This window comes from Candidatus Solincola tengchongensis, from assembly GCF_015711935.1.
Classification (GTDB): domain Bacteria; phylum Actinomycetota; class Geothermincolia; order Geothermincolales; family RBG-13-55-18; genus Solincola_A; species Solincola_A tengchongensis.
Genome location: NZ_MU158678.1, coordinates 1 through 16,983 on the forward strand (window position 1 = coordinate 1; position 16,983 = coordinate 16,983).

10 protein-coding genes and 1 riboswitch are annotated in these 16,983 nt (G+C 65.5%); of the genes, 3 read left to right on the forward strand and 7 right to left on the reverse strand.

The window, feature by feature from the left end; translation table 11 throughout:
• From H7007_RS12280 to H7007_RS12310, 7 genes are all read right to left on the reverse strand, one after another.
• The coding region (locus H7007_RS12280; RefSeq protein WP_287155603.1) for an SdrD B-like domain-containing protein at positions 1-3,346 on the reverse strand (3,346 nt) is incomplete at its 3' end.
• A 251-nt stretch (positions 3,347-3,597) separates the two neighbouring features.
• Positions 3,598-3,683, reverse strand: a riboswitch (cyclic di-GMP riboswitch).
• Between the two features lie 95 nt (positions 3,684-3,778).
• Entirely contained in the window at positions 3,779-5,359 is a 1,581-nt protein-coding gene (locus tag H7007_RS12285; RefSeq protein WP_287155604.1) for an O-antigen ligase family protein, read from the reverse strand.
• An 80-nt stretch (positions 5,360-5,439) separates the two neighbouring features.
• A complete protein-coding gene (locus tag H7007_RS12290; protein ID WP_287155606.1) occupies positions 5,440-6,612 on the reverse strand; it encodes a glycosyltransferase family 4 protein in 1,173 nt (390 codons plus the stop codon).
• On the reverse strand, positions 6,590-8,017 hold the full coding sequence (locus tag H7007_RS12295) for a class I SAM-dependent methyltransferase (RefSeq protein WP_287155607.1): 1,428 nt from the start codon (positions 8,015-8,017) through the stop codon (positions 6,590-6,592). Before H7007_RS12295 ends, H7007_RS12290 begins: the two co-directional genes overlap by 23 nt.
• Before the next feature lie 132 nt (positions 8,018-8,149).
• Positions 8,150-9,202: an alpha/beta fold hydrolase gene (locus H7007_RS12300; protein WP_287155608.1), complete on the reverse strand. Its 1,053-nt coding sequence runs from the start codon at positions 9,200-9,202 to the stop codon at positions 8,150-8,152.
• Positions 9,203-9,635: 433 nt separating this feature from the next.
• Positions 9,636-11,369 (reverse strand): oligosaccharide flippase family protein, encoded by a 1,734-nt coding sequence (locus tag H7007_RS12305; RefSeq protein ID WP_287155609.1) that lies wholly within the window; start codon positions 11,367-11,369, stop codon positions 9,636-9,638.
• 136 nt (positions 11,370-11,505) lie between these two features.
• On the reverse strand, positions 11,506-13,599 hold the full coding sequence (locus H7007_RS12310) for a tyrosine-protein kinase domain-containing protein (RefSeq protein WP_287155610.1): 2,094 nt from the start codon (positions 13,597-13,599) through the stop codon (positions 11,506-11,508).
• A gap of 529 nt (positions 13,600-14,128) precedes the next feature.
• Here H7007_RS12310 and H7007_RS12315 point away from each other — a divergent pair.
• Genes H7007_RS12315 through H7007_RS12325 form a run of 3 tightly spaced genes read left to right on the forward strand, consistent with a single transcriptional unit; the run spans position 14,129 to position 16,783 of the window.
• Positions 14,129-14,872, forward strand: a complete 744-nt coding sequence (locus H7007_RS12315; protein WP_350340658.1) for an acyltransferase — start codon at positions 14,129-14,131, stop codon at positions 14,870-14,872.
• 59 nt (positions 14,873-14,931) lie between these two features.
• Positions 14,932-15,570: a class I SAM-dependent methyltransferase gene (locus H7007_RS12320; RefSeq protein ID WP_287155611.1), complete on the forward strand. Its 639-nt coding sequence runs from the start codon at positions 14,932-14,934 to the stop codon at positions 15,568-15,570.
• Between the two features lie 7 nt (positions 15,571-15,577).
• Positions 15,578-16,783, forward strand: coding sequence for a glycosyltransferase (locus H7007_RS12325; RefSeq protein ID WP_287155612.1), 1,206 nt, complete (start codon positions 15,578-15,580; stop codon positions 16,781-16,783).
• The last annotated feature ends 200 nt before the right edge of the window (positions 16,784-16,983 follow it).

Below are 16,983 nucleotides of genomic sequence, written 5' to 3' on the forward strand. Positions count from 1 at the left end.
GCAGGAGCACCCCTGCGGCCACCAAGAGGAGGAGCTGCTCCATGCCCGTCGCCGGGAGGGCGGTGGTCCCGCCGGTGATGGCCGGAGGTGTCGGGGGTGTAGGCGGGTTGACCTCCTCCCCTCCCACGATGACCACCCCGTTGAGGAAGTCCACGTTCTCCTCGGCGCCCGGAGCGAGCTCCACGTCGACGCTCTTGTCGGTGATCGCGGAGTACTTCTGGGGGTCGAACTCCTCGCTCACCGTGTAATGGCCGGCCTCCAGGAGCAGGAAGGAGTAGGTACCGTCCTCACCGGTGACCGTCTGCATGTTCACCACCAATCCGTCCAGGGTCTCGCCGGTGAGCTTGATGGTGAAACCGGGGCCCGGCTCGTCCTGGTCGGGCTCCAGGATGCTGTCGCCGTCGTCGATCCACTTGGAGCCCACGATGGACGCGTAGGGGGCGTTGGCGAATATGACCGCCGCCGTCCCGCCGGGATCCAGCGTCACCTCGACGCTGAAGGGGAGGGTGGCGTAGTACCCGGCGGGCACCGTCTCGCTCACCTGGTAGTCACCAGGCAGGAGGTCGACGAAGGAGAAGGTGCCGTCCTCCCCGGTGAAGGTCTCGGCGGAGGCACACTTCTGAACCAGCGATTCGGTCGTCTCTACCGGCATTTTGAGGGTGATCTTCACCCCCTGCATCCCGCTCTCGCCCTCGTCCAGCACCCCGTCGCCGTCAAGATCCAGGAACACGAGGCCCGTGATGCGGCCGTACATGCAGTTGCCGAAGTCAACCACGGCTCCCTCGCCGGGTGACAGTTCCACGGCGACGGAGTCGGGGGTGGTGGGGAAATACCCCTCGGCACCCTTCTCCACCACCGTGTAGTCGCCCGGTTCAAGCTCGGGGAAGGAGTAGGAGCCGTCCTCGTCCGTGACCGCCGTCTCCAGGAGCTCCTCAGGCGGGCTTCCCGACCAGAGCTCGATGGTTATACCGGGTATGACGGTGGTCTCACCGGCGTCCCAGACCCCGTCGAGGTCCTCGTCCAGCCACTTGTGTCCGGAGATGGAACCGTAGGGGGCGTTGCCGAAGTAGACCCTCTCCGTCTCCCCCGCTCCCAGCTCCACCACGATGGAGATGGGGCCGGTGGGATAGTAGCCGGGTATGGTGGACTCGTCCACGGCCACCACGTAGGTGCCGGGTATCAGGTCTTGAAAGGAGAAGAGGCCGCCCCCCGCGGTGACCGCGGTGCGCCAGCCGCCGTTGAGCTTGATGGTCACCCCGTCCAGGCCCTCTTCGCCCTCGTCCATGATGCCGTCCCTGTCGAGGTCCAGGAACTTGACCCCCTCGATGGAGCCGTAACGACAGTTGTGGAAGTCCAGGTCCTCGATGGGCTGGCCGTAGACTAGGTTGAAATTGTCGTGGGAACCGTCGCTCGGGTTGGTGGGGAACCACCCGGCGGGCAGCACCTCCTTCACAGTGTAGTTGCCGGGCAGAAGGCTGCCGAAGAGGTAGCTCCCGTCCTCACCCGTGACCGTATCCGCCACCTTGGCCCCGTCCTGCCACAGTTCCACGGTCACCCCGGGGACCGCCGGCTCGCCGGGGTCGTGGGCGCCGTCCCGGTCGAGATCCTCCCACTTGTGCCCGGATATGGAGAGGTGGCGGCGGTTGAGGAAGTCAAGGCCCTCGACGTTGTCGCCGCAGCCCACCTCCACGCCCTCGTGTATCCCGTCCGGCGGGGATACCGGATACCACCCGGCGGGAAGGACCTCCCTCACCTCGTACACTCCATCTTCCAGGTCGCCGAAGTAGTAGCTCCCGTCCTCCCCGGTGATCGTATCCGCCACCTTGGCCCCGTCCTGCCACAGCTCCACGGTCACCCCGGGGACCGCCGGCTCGCCGGGGTCGTGGACCCCGTCCCCGTCGAGGTCCTCGTATTTGTGCCCGGATATGTGGAAGAGAGGGTCGATGAGGAACTTTACCTGCTGCCAGGTGCAGGTAGGCACACAGTAGTAGCACTTCAGCTCGAAGGTGCTGAAGGTGTCGGTGTAGGTCCTACCGGCCCACTCCACGGTAAGGGCTCGCCACCCCTCCGGGACGACCATGTTCACTTGGTAACGACCGTGGAGGTTCTCGCCCAGAGGGTTTCCGAAGAGGTCGTAATTGTTGCATGGAAGCTCTTTCCAGCTGCTGCAGCCATGGGGATAGACGGGCAACCATGAGGGGCCGGCGCCCGTCGGCTTCTGGTAGGGACCGTCCCAGCCGTCGGCGGGGATCAGCATCCCGTCCATGTCGTGGAAGAGCTCGATGACCACCGGCTGGGGATGCAGTGAATCACCGTCATCCAACTGGCCGTTGCAGTTTGTGTCCTCGAAGACCAACACCTCGACCTTGCCCTTGAGGCACTCCGTCCTTTTGTTGAGGAAGTCCACGCCGGTGATCTCCTGGCCGGCGTCCACCTGGACGCCGTCGTGGGAGCCGTCGGCGGGATTGGTGGGCGTCCAGCAGTCGCAAAGGACCTCCTTGACCGTGTAGGTACCCGGTTCCAGTTCCTGGAAGGAGTATCCCCCGTCCTCCCCGGTGATCGTATCCGCCACCTTGGCCCCGTCCTGCCACAGCTCCACGGTCACCCCGGGGACAGCCGGCTCGCCGGGGTCGTGGACGCCGTCCCCGTCCAGGTCCTCGTATTTATGCCCGGAGATGGAGCCCGGGGGCTGAGGCAGGGGCGCGTTGCCGAAGAAAACGGTGACCGTCTCGCCGCAGGGCTGCGGCATCCAGCACTGGATGCTGGAACCGGTGCACAGCTCGATCTCGTAAGAGGTGGGTGTTGTGGCCCGGTACCCCGGAGGCACGGTCTCGCTCACCACGTAGATCCCCGGTTCGAGGTCCTCGTAGCATGCCCGACCGTCCTGACCCGTTAGGCGAGGATTGCCGCCGTTGAGGGTGATGGTCACCCCGGCCATTCCCGTTTCCCCGGAGTCTTTTACCCCGTCACCGTCAGAGTCCAGGAACTTGACCACGCAGATCTCGCACTCCGGCTGCGGCGGGGGGCAGCACAGGGGCTGGGACCCCTCCGCGGCTGGCGCCGCTTCCGCCTCGCTCTCGCCCATGCCCGTTCCGGGGTCAACAACCTTTCCGGCCCCGGCGCCCTCCAATGCCTGGCCCTCGCCGGTGGCGGGCACTCCTTCCGTGCTTCCCTCCCCCTGTGCCAAGACCTCCGCTTCGCACGATACCGCGGTCGCCGCGGCGCTCTGCGGCTCCTCGGGCGTCTCGCCATCGCCGGCCAACGCCGAGACTATGCCGCCGAGCAGTGTGGCCAGGAGCAGCAGGCACACGGAAAGGATCACCAGTCCCTTCCTTGACCCTTTCATTCGGTTCACCTCCGTTTTGAAGATCCTTCCATCTGATTTTTGGGCAACAGGAATAGTGGGCTTCCGATGGAAGGGCTTCTCGTCACGGTGACAAGGGGAGGATCATAAAGAGTCGGTTACCAGAAAGACTTTGCCGAGTGAGTTCTGGCCCAGACCGGAAAACCTGCCCCTTTTCCAGCCCTCCCTGGTTTTTGTGTCCTCCTTTTGTCATCCCTCCGCCAATATACCCTTTATACAAAAACCCGATCGCATAGCGATCGGGCCGGTTTCACCACTCGCTCCCCGTCATCCAGGTGACCAGGTCACGGACGACGGATCTCAGCTTTCCCTATCGCCAGTATAAAACTGAACCGATTCCCGTTATCCATTTTTATTATACAATTAAAAGGTGGAAAATTGAACAGTTTATTCCCGTCAAGACGATCATCCTCGTCAAGAAGCCCCGGCCATCCGTTCCCTTCCCCTCTCCGCAGGGAGCAGTGAGGCCGCCAGGAGCTCGGGCAGGTTGTGGAAGAGGGGCTCCCTCTCCTCCAGCGCTCCTTCCCGGAAGATGTCGTAAAGGGCTTCTCCCATGGCCAGGTAAACCCAGAAGAGGGTCAGCATGGGGATGGCGAAGAGGATCCAGGCCCCGAACATGTTGGACACGGCGTAACCCACCATGCCCAGCATGAAGGCCTCGGCATGGAAGTAAATGCAGGGGTCCTGGCGGGAGCGGGATCGCGCCCGGAGGAGGATGCCCCAGTAGATCCCGAAGAGGAGCAGGAAGGCGGTCAGGCCCACCAGGCCGTGGGACACAAGGTAGGTGAGGAAGGCGTTCTCCACCGCCGCCCAGGTCTGGCGGATGTTGTTCTCGATGATGCGCTGCCCCTCCATGCCCATGCCGATGCCGAAGATGGGGTGCTCGAGAAAGTAGTCTAAGGCCAGTTTGTAGGTATAGATGCGCACCTGCGCCGCCTCCTTGGCGCTGAGGCTGGAAAAGCGCTTCTTCACGAACTCCGGGGGGTTGAGCATGACGAAGATGAGCGCCAGAACCAGTATCACCGTGGCCGCCGTGAGCCAAAGCCGGCGGTCGAAGAGCCCGAATAGGCCGTAGAGGGCGGCGATGACCCCTGCGGCCACCCAGGCGGCCCGGGACCCGGTGAGGAAGAGGGCGGCCATGTTGATGCCCATCCCGGCCAAAAGGAGGAACCAGGAGAAGTAGCGGCGACCCCTCCAGGCCAGGCTCAGGAGACTCACGAAGAAGGGAAGTGCGAAAATGAGGTACCCGCCCAGGACGTTGGGGTGGAGGAAGGTGGAGTTGATGCGGTAGGCCTGCGCCTCGCTTTCCCCGGCCACATAGTTAACCGACTCCGGGTAACCGAGCTTGGCGAGCACGTGCTGGGCGACCCATTCCGTCTTCGTCTGCCCGATGGCCTTCTGGACCAGTCCAAACAGGGCCACCAGGGTGAAGCAGACCATCATCAGGATCACCAGGTTGCGGAAGGCCTGGCGCGTCCTCACGATGCTGATGACCACGAAGAAGACGTAGGCGAAGACGACGGTGCGCACGAAACGGAAGGCCATAACCAGCCCATTGGCGTCGTGGAGGAAGCCCACGAAACAGGCCAGGATGGAGGTGAGCACGTAGGCGGCGACGGCGATGGTGATCGGGCTTCGGACTTTCAACTCCGCCTTTCCGTTCACCGTCTTGATGAGGAGAGCCACGAAGGTCAAAGCCATGACGATCTCGTGGATGTTGAAGTGTATCCCCCTCGACTCACCCACCATGGCCACCTGTATGCCCAGGTTCCAGGTGGGGCCGGCCTGGGGGAGGGTGAGGTTGAAGAAGATGAAGATGGCCACCCCCAGCCAGAGCCACTGGTAGATGACCACCAGGAGGATGGCCCCCGCGGCCAGAAAGAGGATGATCTTCACCGGGAGCTGGGTGGAGATCAGGCCGGCCAATATGCCGCACAGGGCCACCGCGGCCAGGATCGCCGCCGTCTTGCGGGAGACGGAGCGCCCAGTCATCATTCCCCTCCTGCCGGGGACCTTAATCGGGGTCAGCACCGTTTACTCCTTTGTCCGCCGTTCCCGTCCCGTGGCCCATCTCCTCACCTCACCGCCCGGCGGTAGAGGTCGAGTATCCTGCGCGCGGCGGCATCCCAGGTGAAGGAGGCTGCCCTATCCCTTCCGCGGGAGGACAGTTCCGCCCTCAGGTCAGGCTCCTCCCAAAGTTTTCGCATCCCCCCGGCGATCTCCTCGGGGTCCAGGGGGTTCACCAGGATGCCCGCCTCTCCGACCACCTCGGGTATGGAAGAGACGCCGGAGGCCAGCACGGGCGTCCCGCAGGCCATGGCCTCCAGGAGGGGGAGGCCGAAGCCCTCATAGAGGGAGACGCAGACGAAGGCCGAGGCGCCCCCGTAGAGGGCCGGCAGGTCCTCCTCGGGCACGAAGCCGGGAAAGAGCACCCGGTCCTCCAGGCCCAGCTCCTCCAACTCGTCCTCCAGGTAGCCCTCGAAGCCGCGGCGGTCGCCGGCCATTACCAGGAGCACGTCCTCGTCGACGGAGCGGAGGAAGAGCTTGAAGGCCAGGAGGAGGTTGTGCAGGTTCTTTCGGGGGTCGAACCCCCCCAGGTAGAGGAAGTAAGGCCGCCGGATTCCGTAGCGGGAGAGGGCGCTCCCCACGATCTCGGGATCCTCGAGAGGCCGATATCCGGGGGTCACCCCCTCCGGGACCACGGCTATTCTCTCGCGGGGTATTCCCCAGATGCGGTGCACGTCACGGGCGGTGTTCTCGGAGACGGCGACCACGAAACTCGCGCGCCGGGCTGCTGCCCGGTGGAAGCGCATCCAGGCCCAGGCCGTGGGGCCCAGGTAGGGACCGCGCAGGACGAGGAGGATGAGGTCGTGGACGGTTACCAGGCTGGGGCGGGTCAGGAAAGGGCTGAGGTTGTGGTCGATGCCGTGGAAGACGTCCACACCGGTCTCGGACACACGCCGGGCGAAAAGCAAGTGCTCGGCGATCATCCCTGGATAGGAATAATTTTCCAATAATGGAACGCTAACCCAGTCTACGCGATCGGTCGTGCCGGCATCCAGCAGGTCCCCGCCGGGGCCGTCCCCATAGCCGAAGAGAATGAACGCCGTATCCCCTTCCGCGTTCCGCACCAGGGCCTCCACCAGGCGGGCGGTGTAGCGACCTATGCCCCGCCAGCGGTTGATGTTCCCCAGGCCCCGGGCGTCTATGCCCACCCGCATGACCTCAACCCTCCGCTTCCCGGCCATCCCTTACCGCCCGCAGCAGTATAACCCGGCCCCTCTCCCCCAGGCGGGGCATCTTTTCCAGGAAAAGGAAAAAGCCCAGGTCGCCGCGGTAGAGCGCGGGTAGCTTGAGGTCGGGGAAGAGGGAGGTCACCTCTTTCACCCGGAACCCCTGCTCCTCCAGGAGGGCCCGCAGGGAGGCGGGGGTGAAGGAGCGCCTCGGAGGGGTGCCGGGGCGGGGCTCGAATCCACGGAAGAGGGCGTTGCGGGCGGCGAGGACCAGGGTGCCGCCGGGTTTGAGCACCCTCCGCCATTCGCGCAGGGCTCCTCTCGCGTCCTCCAGCCGGTCGAGGGTGAACTGGGCGGCCAGGGCGTCGAAATGCGCCGGGGGGAAGGGTAGCGCGGCGGGGTCCGCTCCCAGGCGCCTGATCCCCTGAGGGGAGACGTTGACCTCCCCTTTCCCGTTGCTGCGCGCTGCGGTGTCCGCCCAGGTGACCTCCGTCTCCGCCAGACCGGCGAGGAGGCGCGCCAGCTTTCCCTCCGCCTCGCCGACGAGGAGCACGCGGGCTCCGCGGGGAGGGCGGAGCATCTCGGCCAGGCGGCCGGTCCTCACCTCCGCCTCCCTCCCGTGCAGACGCGGCCGGGCCACGGCCATGAGGCTGGTGCAGAAGAAGTATCCCTGGGGAGGTGCGAAGAGGATGCGCATCGCCAGCCTCTCCCAGCGGTTGGGGCTTATGCCCACGAAGAAACTGCGGGGGACCACCCGGACCCGGAATCCGGCCGCGCCGAGGCCCCGGTAGAGGCTCCAGGGGCTCTGCTCGTTGACGTGCATCACGTCATCGTACTGGCCGCGCAGGCTCTCCGGCAGTTCGCGGCGCAATAGGAGGCGGGCCGCGGCGCGCACCAGGGGGTATCCGAAACGGTAGAACCAGGTATTGGGTCCCGTGTGCACGATGAAACTCCCGCCCGGACGAAGCACCCGGAGGACCTCCCTGAGGGTCTCCTCTATCTCGTAGGGATGGAGGTGCTCGTAGACGTCGATGAAGAAGACCACGTCGAAGGAGCCGTCCGGGAAATCGAGCCCCTTGGCGTCGGCCAGGCGGAACTCCGCCCTGCTCCGGGCCTCCTCGTCCAGCAGCGAACGTCTTTCCAGGGAGAGCTCGATGGCCGCTTGGGCGTAATCGATACCCACCGCGCGCGCTCCCCGCCGGGCGGCCTCGCAGACCAGTTCCCCCCGGCCGCACCCGATGTCCAGAACCCATCTCCCGGAGAGGTCGCCGGCCAGCGCCAGTGCTTCCCGGATGCGGTCGGGTATTCTCTCCGGACCCTCGCCGAAGAGGTGATAGCCCTCGCAGTCGGTGGTGAAGTACTCGCGCGTGTAGAGGTCCGGAGAGACTGGAGCGGGGCGTCGCCGACTTTTCTCGGTCACCTCTACCGCCCCCTTGGTCCTCTCCGGCATCCCTGACCGCTTGCGCACGGGCAGCCGTCCGCATCCGGCGTTAGCGCGGGATGGCGGCGGAAGTCCGGCAATTCCCTGGTGTTTCCCATTTTATACCATCCATCACATGTACTTCTCGAACCAGGCGAACATGAGCTCCCAGACCTCAAGCCTCCCCGCCGGGTCGTTGACGCAGTGGGCCTCATTGGGGTAGACCTTGAGCTCCACCGTCTTCCCCGCCGCCTTCAGGGCCTCGTAGAGGCGGTAGGCCTGGTCCACCGGGCACAGGGGGTCCTTCGCGCCGTGGATGATGAGCGTGGCGGCGTGCATGGTATCCACGTAGTTGAGGGCGGATCGGGCGGCGTATTCGTCCGGGACCTCCTCCGGGGTGCCGCCCACCATGGGCACGAACTGGTCAAGCAGCGCCCTCACGTTGGGGTCCGGGGAATCCTTGGCCTTACGGTAGAGGTCGGCGGCGTCGTAGAAACCGGCTTCCGCCACCACCGCCCGGAAGCGGGGGTCTTTCTCCGCGGCCAGCACGGATACGGCGGCCCCGTGGCTCTGCCCGTACATGCCGACCTTCCCCTCGAGGACGAGGCCCCGGGATTCCAGGTAGTCCAGGGCGGCGATGACGTCGTCCACCTCGCCCTTGGCCCCTTCGTGCCTCCCCTGGGACTCGCCGCTGCCCCGGAAATCGGGGTTGAAGACCAGGTATCCGCGGTCGCGGATGAGGAGGGCCACGTCGGTGAAGTCGCCGGCGGTCCCGAAGCCCGCGTGGTTGACGATGACCGTGGGCCAGGGCCCTACCCCATCGCGGGGACGGAAGAGGAGGCCGGACACGGTGAGCCCCCCGCTGCTTTGGTAGAAGACCCTCTCCGCGACCAGCTCCAGGGTGGGGAGTATACGGTATACCTCGTCGATTAGGCGGTCGGCGCGGGAATAATCCCCCTGGTTGTAGGCATCCAGGGCCTCCATCCACTTGGCACGCGCCGGGCGCACGTCGTACCCCTGGTTGGCCTTCTGGCTTATCTCGTTGGCCGCCGCCAGGCCGCGCACGGTCACCGCGGCCTGGTCGATGATGCGGGTCACCGAGCATCCGCAGCCCTGGTTGAGGAACGCCGTCCCCAGCAGGATAAGGGTGGCCGCCAGCGCCTTCGGCCATCTTCCGTGTCTCATGGAACCCGCCTCTCTTCCTCCCATCTGGCCATACCAGCGGTCATCCCCCCGGGAAAGCGTGCCTTGCACGGTCGTGGGCTCACCCTCACACCGCGCGGCTCCTTCCCTGTCCACGCTCTTTTCGTGGTCCGGGAGCCTCGACCTCAACTCCCCGGGGTTCCCGTGAGACCTCCCTCGATTCGGGCCCTCATAGCCCGGGCATTCCCGTTAAAGTTGCCCTTCCTGCCCTTTCGCCCGCCCTCCGGAAGTTCCAGGAGGGTTCCCGAAACTCGCCCGATGTTTGCCGCCCCCCGCCGCGAGGACAACGGTCCTCCGGGGGGAGACGGTGCGGTCCGCGCGTGCCTTCCGGGTACAAGTCTAATTTTAGTACTTGTCGTCCTGCCACCCCCGCGGATCATCCCGTGGGCCCCGCAGTCATGCGCTTGCGCTCCGCTCATTCCGCCTCCTCCACGGTCAACAGCCGGTTCAACTCCCGGAGCCGCCCGCGGCTGAAGGCCCCGGTCATCGTGCCGAGGCACAGGAAGAGGGCCGCGAGTGCGGAACAGATGATCAGGGCGTAGCGCAGGGAGGCAAGGAAAGTCTCCTTCCCGGCGGCGAGGAAGGAATAAAGGGCGAGGCCCGAAGCGTAGAGCACGGCCAGCATAAGGAGAGGCACGGCGGCGAAACGCAGGGGTTTCAGGGGATGGTTCAGGTCGCGGGAGAGCAGGTGCGCCAGGATGCAGAAGACCAGGAATTCGCTGACCAGCACGGTGGCCGCGGCGCCGGTATAACCCCAGAGGGGGATGGTCACCAGGTCCAGGCCTCCCTTGATGGCCAGGGAGATCAGCACCACACGGGTCAGCTCCCGCTGGCGGTTGATGACCACGAAGAAAGGAAAGCTTATGGCGGTCATGAAGGTGAAGTTCATGGCCCCCATGGTGAGCCAGGTGGCGTGCCAGGCCTTGACGAAATCGTGCTTCTGCAGGACCAGCACGGGTCGGGCAAGGAAGGGGACGGCAACGGCCAGGAAGGCGATGAACAGCCAGACATAGCGCAGGAGGTGCTCCCATATCCCGCCCAACCTCTCCGGGTGCTTCCCTCCCACTCTGGATATGCCGGGCAGGACGGCCATGTTAACGGCCAGGGTGAGGAAGACGAAGGCTTTGGCGAACATGCCGGCCGCCCCGTAGAGGCCCACCTCAGCGTCACCGCGAAACCAGGAGAGCAAAGGGATGTCCATCCCCGCGTAGATGGTGACCCCGGCGGCGACGACTGCCAGGGGCCAGGCCCCGGACAAAAGATACCGCCACAGGGGCCGCTCCACGGTTAGGAAGCCCAGGCGGAGGTCCGGTTCGCCCTGAGGTGGAGGCACCTGGGAGCCCACTTCCGGTTCGCGGCCCGGTACAGCGGCATCCTCACCGGTCACGGACGAGCTTTCCTTCATCTCCGCGTAGGAGTAATCGGCGAGAAGCGCTTCCGAAGCCGCCTCTCCCCTGGGCTCCGGGAACCGGACCAGGGTTTCCGCCGCGGCAAGGTCGCTCTCGTCGGCGGAGGATTCGGCCAGCCGTTTGCGCAGCCGCCGGTAGAGGGGGTAGAAGTGCAGGATGGAATAAACGTAGGTCAAAAGATAAACCAATATCAGCAGGACCAGGATGTGCCGGAAGCCGGCGGTCAGCAGCCAGATGGAGAGCCCCACCTTCATGACGCCCATCACCAGGTACACCCCGGCCACCAGGACCAGTTTCTCCATGGCTATGAAATTCTCGGCCAGAGAGTTGGAGAACGGCTGCTCCACGAGCAGGCAGAAGGAGATGGTGAAGACCACCCAGAATTTCTCGCCCCCCACTCCCGCGGTGCCCTGCATAGCCAGGCTCACCAGGTTGGTGAGCATCAACAGAGAGAAGGCCAGGGTTCCCAGGAGGAGGCGCAGGGAGACGATGTTGGTGAAATAACGATGCATGCGGGAAGGCTCCTGGGAGACGTCTCTAATGGAAATGTTTCCCAACCCGAAGTCGGGAATGACCTGGAATATGGTGTAGAGGGCGAAAGCGTAGTTGTATATGCCCGCCTTCTCCGGTCCCAGGTTGCGGTTGATGATGATGGCCAGGAGGAAGGTGAGACCAGAGGTGACCACCCTGGCCGTCACCAGGGCCGCGGTGTTCTTAGTAAGCTTGCCGACCCGTTCCATGCCCCCTCTTTCCCGGCCTCTCCGCCTCTCCCGCTCGCGGGGAAGGAAAAAGGCCCGTTTCCCCTGCCTCCCCCTGTCGTCTCCTGCGGGTCATCCCCCTCGCGGGATTACCGGGCCTCCAGCCGCGGCGCGGCCACTATTCCCAGTCGACCTCCTCTTCGGGTTCCTCCCTACCCCCGTTTTCCGCCCCTTTCTCCTGCTCCGCATCGGATGCCGCCTGGCCCTCCTCGCGCCGCAGGCGCAGGCGCCTCTTCTCCTTCCGTTTAGGCTCTCTGACGGGTTCAGCCGTTTGCCGCCCGGCGGACGGCTCTCCCGACGGTCCGTAAGCCGGCCTTCCGCCGGAGGAGAACCTGGCCCCTGCCGCGAGGAGCATCTCCTGGAGGTGACGCCGGGCCTCCGTCTCGTCCATATGCGCGAACTCCCCTTCCCGCCGCATCATGCGGATGATGGACTCCGTGATCCTGGCCGTGTCTTCGTCCCCTATCCGGTACCGCCGCAGGAAGGCATGGTAGTAAGCGGTGATGGCTGCGGATGCGGATTCCCGCACGTCCGCCTTTTCCGAGTTCAGGGCGCGCAGCCAGTTTTTGGGGATCGGGGCGCCGGCCTCGCCAAGGCGCCGGAACTCGTCCAGCACCTTCTCGCTCGGCATGCCGGGTTCCTCCACCGGTACCGGCTGCGGCCCGGCTTCGGGTGAGACTCTGGTCTTCCCTTGCGCTTTCCCTTCCCTGGCTGGTGCGGCGGCGCCCGCCGTCTCCTTGCGCCGGTGGGCGGCCCCGTGTGGCGCTACCCCCGCCGCGAGCCTGTCCTCCCTGTAGGGGAGCTTCCTCTCGCTGCGGAGAACCGCCGGCGCGGCCTCCTTTCCCTCCAGGGCATGCTCCGGCTTTTCCCTCACCTTCACCTTGTAATTGGCCAGGGCCACGCCGGTGGGAACTATTCCCAGGAGGTGGAGGTTGTGCATGGCCTCCGCGGCCACCACACGGGTGCACAAGCCCACGTCAATGATCACCAGGCAGGACTGGGCCTGGGCGGCAACCACCGCGCCGTCCATGGAACCCACCAAGGGGGGTGCGTAGAGCACCACCTGGTCGTAGATCTCCTCCAGTTCCCTGAGGCCATCGGAGAAGGAGGTGAGGGAGAGGAGGTCGGTGGAGTTCTCGCACCTCCCGCCCGCGGAAAGGAAGGATAGGTTGGCGATTCCGGTGGCCCGCACGTTCTTCTTCAGGTCACCGTCGCCCTTCAGCGCCTCCGCCAGGCCGGGCCTGTCCCTGGCGTCGAGCAGGCGGCTCAAGGCCCCCTCGCGGAGGTCGCAGTCCACGAGCAGGGTATCCCTCTCGGTGAAGGCGATGCTCGCCGCCAGGTTGGCGGCCACAGCCGGTCCGGCCTCGAAGGGGATGGCCGGCACGGCCACGATGGAACGCGGCGGTTCCCCTTTGCGGGTGAGGAGGATACCGGAGCGCAGCTCGGAATAGGCTTCCCAGGTGGGAGAACCCTCGCCGAAGGAGGGCAGCAGCTTCAGCGCCCGGTCGCCCTTTAGCCGGGGGATTATCCCCAGGACGGGCAGCCCCAGGAGTTCCTCCGCCTCGCTGGGGGAGCGGAAGTGTGGGTCGAAGAACTCGATGATCACCGCCAGCCCTATCCCCAAAAGCAGCCCCACGAAGACCCCCAGGCCCAGATAGGCGGCAGGCTTGGGCTGTGTGGGCTTGGGAGGAGGGACGGCGCGGTTGGTGAAGACCATGCTCCCGTTGAGGAGCAGGGTCTTGAAGCTCTCGTCGTAGAACTCGTTGGCCTCACTGCGCAGGGTCTTGAGGACCAGCACCTCGCCCCAGGCGTTGGCGATGTCCGCCGCCCGGGTTGGGCTGCCGTCGGTGAAGGTTATCCTCACCGAGGTGGAGTTGGCCTCCGGCACGGCGCTCACCTTCTTGATCAGCTCCTCGGGGGCGATCTCGATGCCCTCCTGGGAGAGGCGCCTGCTCACCGCCTCCGCTACCCCCAGGCCCTCGGTGAAGTTGGCTATGGAGGGCATGAGGGCCACGTACGCGGTCTGGGTAAGGGCGTCGGGGAGCTTGGTGGTGGGGTTTATGGGGGCGGTGGCGGAAACGGCGATCTCCACCTTGTAGACCGGGCTCTGCACCTTGGTGACCACGGCGGCCACCAGCAGGGCCAGGAGGAGGATGGCGGCGATCATCCACCACCGCTTGCGTATGGCGAGACCCACGTCCCTGAATTTCATGTCCCCGCCTTCCTTTTGTCCTTTTCCGTCACACCGAAAAAACACCTTCCCACGCCGCCGACCGGCTCACACGTGGTTATATCGGTATCCACGCCCCTTTCTTTATCCGCGTTCATTATAGCAATGTGGAGGATGCCTGCGTTTCGCGTCCCGGTCCGCTGGAGTCCGCTCCTTTTAAGGGACGCAGGAGAGGTCGGACATCCTATATCCGGTTCATATCCCTCGCCTCGAGCATGTGATGCTCCAGGTTTTTTCGTCGTGGAGGCGGACATACACCTCCGGGGCGGCGCGCCTCTTTGGGGAGAGAAGAGCGCTGGAGATCTCTCCCGCGGCATGCCTCCGGTGCGGGAGCGACCGCTAAGGATACCGAGACGGCAGTCCGGCCGGAATGGAGTTCCGCCCGCTGGAAGCCCCTTCAGCGTGGCTCATGATTTCGGGCCTCTTGACGATATTCACCGTATAATCGGTCTTGAGGAAATCTCAGAGACGGAGATCGGTCTTTTAGGAATGGCTGTCGGCGAAAGGAGCGGTGAACATGGACCTGGAGCTCTGGATGAAGGCGGCCCGGGGATACCTGTTCCTGGGACGCAACCTCCTGGCGGGGAAGGTCACCAATAAGGTGCTGGACCTCCTGGCCTTCCTCGATTACCGCCTGCTCATGATCCTCTCCATGTGGCATCCCGACCACGCCACCCGTATCAAGCTGCTGCGCAAGCGGGGGGTGCGGATCTCGGAGAAGGCCTGGGTCGACCTGGGGGTATGGATAGAGATGACCACCCCTCAGCACGTGATAATAGAGGACTACGCCAAGATAGCCTACGGAGCCATCATCTTCGCCCATGACGCGGCGGTGAACTCCGTGGCCGACCTCCCCATGCGTGTGCAGGAGACCCGCATAGGGTACAATTCGGCCGTCGGCGCCCGTTCCATCATCATGCCCGGGGTGACGGTGGGCAAGCACTGCGGCGTGTTGCCGGGCTCGGTGGTGACCAAGGACGTTCCGGACCACACGGTCTGGGGCGGTGTCCCGGCGGTACAGATGTTCACCTCCGAGGAGCTGGGGCTGGCCTGGCAGGCCGACGTCCTGGCCCACCCGGAGAAATACTACGACCACCCCAATGTGGCCCGGGCCCCTTCCACCCCATTCGACCACCTCCTGAACTGGAGGGAATCGGGGGTCAAGGTGAAAGACTGGATGGAACTGCGCACAGGCACCCCCTTCGACTACATCATCGAGTTCAAACAGCGCAGGAAAAAGGGCCGGGAAGGGTGACGGAGAGGGGAACCCGGCCACGGGGTACGGCGGAAAGGGCGGCTCACAAGAGGAAGGGCATGTACGACGAGGAATACTACCGTTACCGTGAATCCACCCGTGATTTCCGCGTGGAGGCCAAACTGCTCTACCAGCTCTTACGCCCCGAGCCGGGCAGCCGCATCCTCGAGGTCGGCTGCGGGGGAGGCGCGTTCCTCTCCTTCCTGGAGGCCAGAGGCCACCGTGCGGTAGGGGTGGACGTGCTGGAGGAGGCGGTGCGCCTGGCGACGCGGGCAGCGCCTCGCAGCACGGTCCTCCGCGCTGACGCCTCTCGCCTTCCCTTCCCCGACGCCCACTTCGACCGTCTGGTCAGCCACCACCTCGTGGAACATCTGGAAGATATTGGGGGCGCCCTGCGGGAATGGAGGAGGGTACTGCGACCGGGCGGCGTCCTCGTGGTCTGCACGCCCAACCGCCTTTATCCCAGCCCGCGCATCTTCGAGGACCCGGGCCACGTCCACCTCTACGGCCGCAGGGAACTAGAGGGCGCGGTGAGGGAGTGCGGCTTCCTGGTGACGGAATCCTTCACCGTGTTCCCCCACCTCCTCCGCGACCGGGTGAGCGTGGCGGTGGGAGTCCCTCTCTACCGCCTCTTCTACCGCCTGCCGGGGTTCCGGGACCGGGGCCGCAGTCTTTTCCTCTCCGCCGTGAGGGAGTGAATCGGCGATGGGAGCCTACCGTCTGCTGGTGGTGAACCACGCTGTGGAGATGGGGGGAGCGGAGCGCGTGCTCCTCGATTTCCTCCGGCGGCTGGACCGCGAGCGGTTCGAGCCCGGGCTCGCCGTGCCCCGTCGCGGTCCCCTGGTGGAGGCGGCGGAAACACTGGGCATCCGCGTTCATCTGGGAATTCCTTCCAGAAGGCTTCTGGGGATAAGGAGGAGATCACTGGGTGAAGACCGGAAGGCGGTGGCCCTCTACCCCCTCGATTTCCTGTCCACCGTGCTGCGGCTGGCCCTCCTCATACGCAGGGAGGGCTACCGTCTCGTGCTCACCAACAGCGCCAAGGCGGATATCTACGGGAGCATGGCCGGGTGGCTGGCGGGAAGACCGGTGGCCTGGAGGTTTCACGACCTGGCCTCTCCCCAGACCTTCAGCCGCCTCAACCTGTGGCTCTTGAGGACCTGCGCCACCCTTTTCGCTCGCCGCGTTCTGGCCATATCCGGGGCGGTGCGGGACGCCCTGCTGGCCCTGGGGGTGCCGGGGGAGAGAGTGAGCGTGGTCTACAATGGGACGGAGGTCCGCGGGGAGACGGGGGTGATGCGCAGGAAGGCCAGAAGGGAGTGGGGGCTTCCCGATGACCGGCCGGCGGTGGGGATGGTGGGCAGGCTTGTGGAATGGAAGGGCCCGGACGTCTTCCTCCGCGCCGCGGCCCGGGTGGCGGAGTCCTTCCCGGAGGCGGTGTTCTTCCTGGTGGGAGGCGCCATATTCGGAAGGGAGGACTACCCGGAGGAGCTGCGCGAGTTGAGCCTCTCCCTGGGACTGGAGGGCAGGGTGGTCTTCACCGGGTTCCTCGAGGACCCCCTGCCGCTCATGGCCGCGCTGGACTGCCTGGTCCACGCCTCCGTTGAGCCGGAGCCCCTGGGGATGGTCATCCTCGAGGCCATGTCCCTGGGATTGCCGGTGGTGGCCACGGACGGGGGCGGGGTCCCCGAGGTGGTGGAGGAAGGGCGCACCGGCCTGCTGGTCCCTCCGGGAGACCCGGAGGCGCTGGCGCAGGCCGTTTGCTGGATGCTCGCCCATCCCGAGGAGAGGAAGGAGATGGGGGAACGGGGAAAGAGGCGGGCCGAGGAGGCCTTCGAGCTCGGCGCGCGTTGCAGGGAGATGGAGGAGGAACTCCTCTCCCTGCTCGATTGCGGGACCGGAGCCGGATGACCGGGGAGGCCGACCCTCCGGCGGGCTTTGCCGCGCGCGGCCGGAAGGCCCCGTCCCGGGAACGGGTCGATAGGCGTCGGGCGGTCTGGCCCTAAGGGGGGTGCGGGGTCTATCATTGCCCTTTGGAGAGAGGATTCACGCGGGGCGGGGGCCGACTTTTCCGGCCCCGGACGTGCACGCGGAAGGGTTAAGGATAGGAA

Coding starts and splice junctions, on each gene's coding strand:
- H7007_RS12285 (WP_287155604.1), bottom strand. CDS start 5,359: ATGATGACTGGGCGCTCCGTCTCCCGCAAGACGGCGGCGATCCTGGCC.
- H7007_RS12290 (WP_287155606.1), bottom strand. CDS start 6,612: ATGGCCGGGAAGCGGAGGGTTGAGGTCATGCGGGTGGGCATAGACGCC.
- H7007_RS12300 (WP_287155608.1), bottom strand. CDS start 9,202: ATGAGACACGGAAGATGGCCGAAGGCGCTGGCGGCCACCCTTATCCTG.
- H7007_RS12305 (WP_287155609.1), bottom strand. CDS start 11,369: ATGGAACGGGTCGGCAAGCTTACTAAGAACACCGCGGCCCTGGTGACG.
- H7007_RS12310 (WP_287155610.1), bottom strand. CDS start 13,599: ATGAAATTCAGGGACGTGGGTCTCGCCATACGCAAGCGGTGGTGGATG.
- H7007_RS12320 (WP_287155611.1), top strand. CDS start 14,932: ATGTACGACGAGGAATACTACCGTTACCGTGAATCCACCCGTGATTTC.
- H7007_RS12325 (WP_287155612.1), top strand. CDS start 15,578: ATGGGAGCCTACCGTCTGCTGGTGGTGAACCACGCTGTGGAGATGGGG.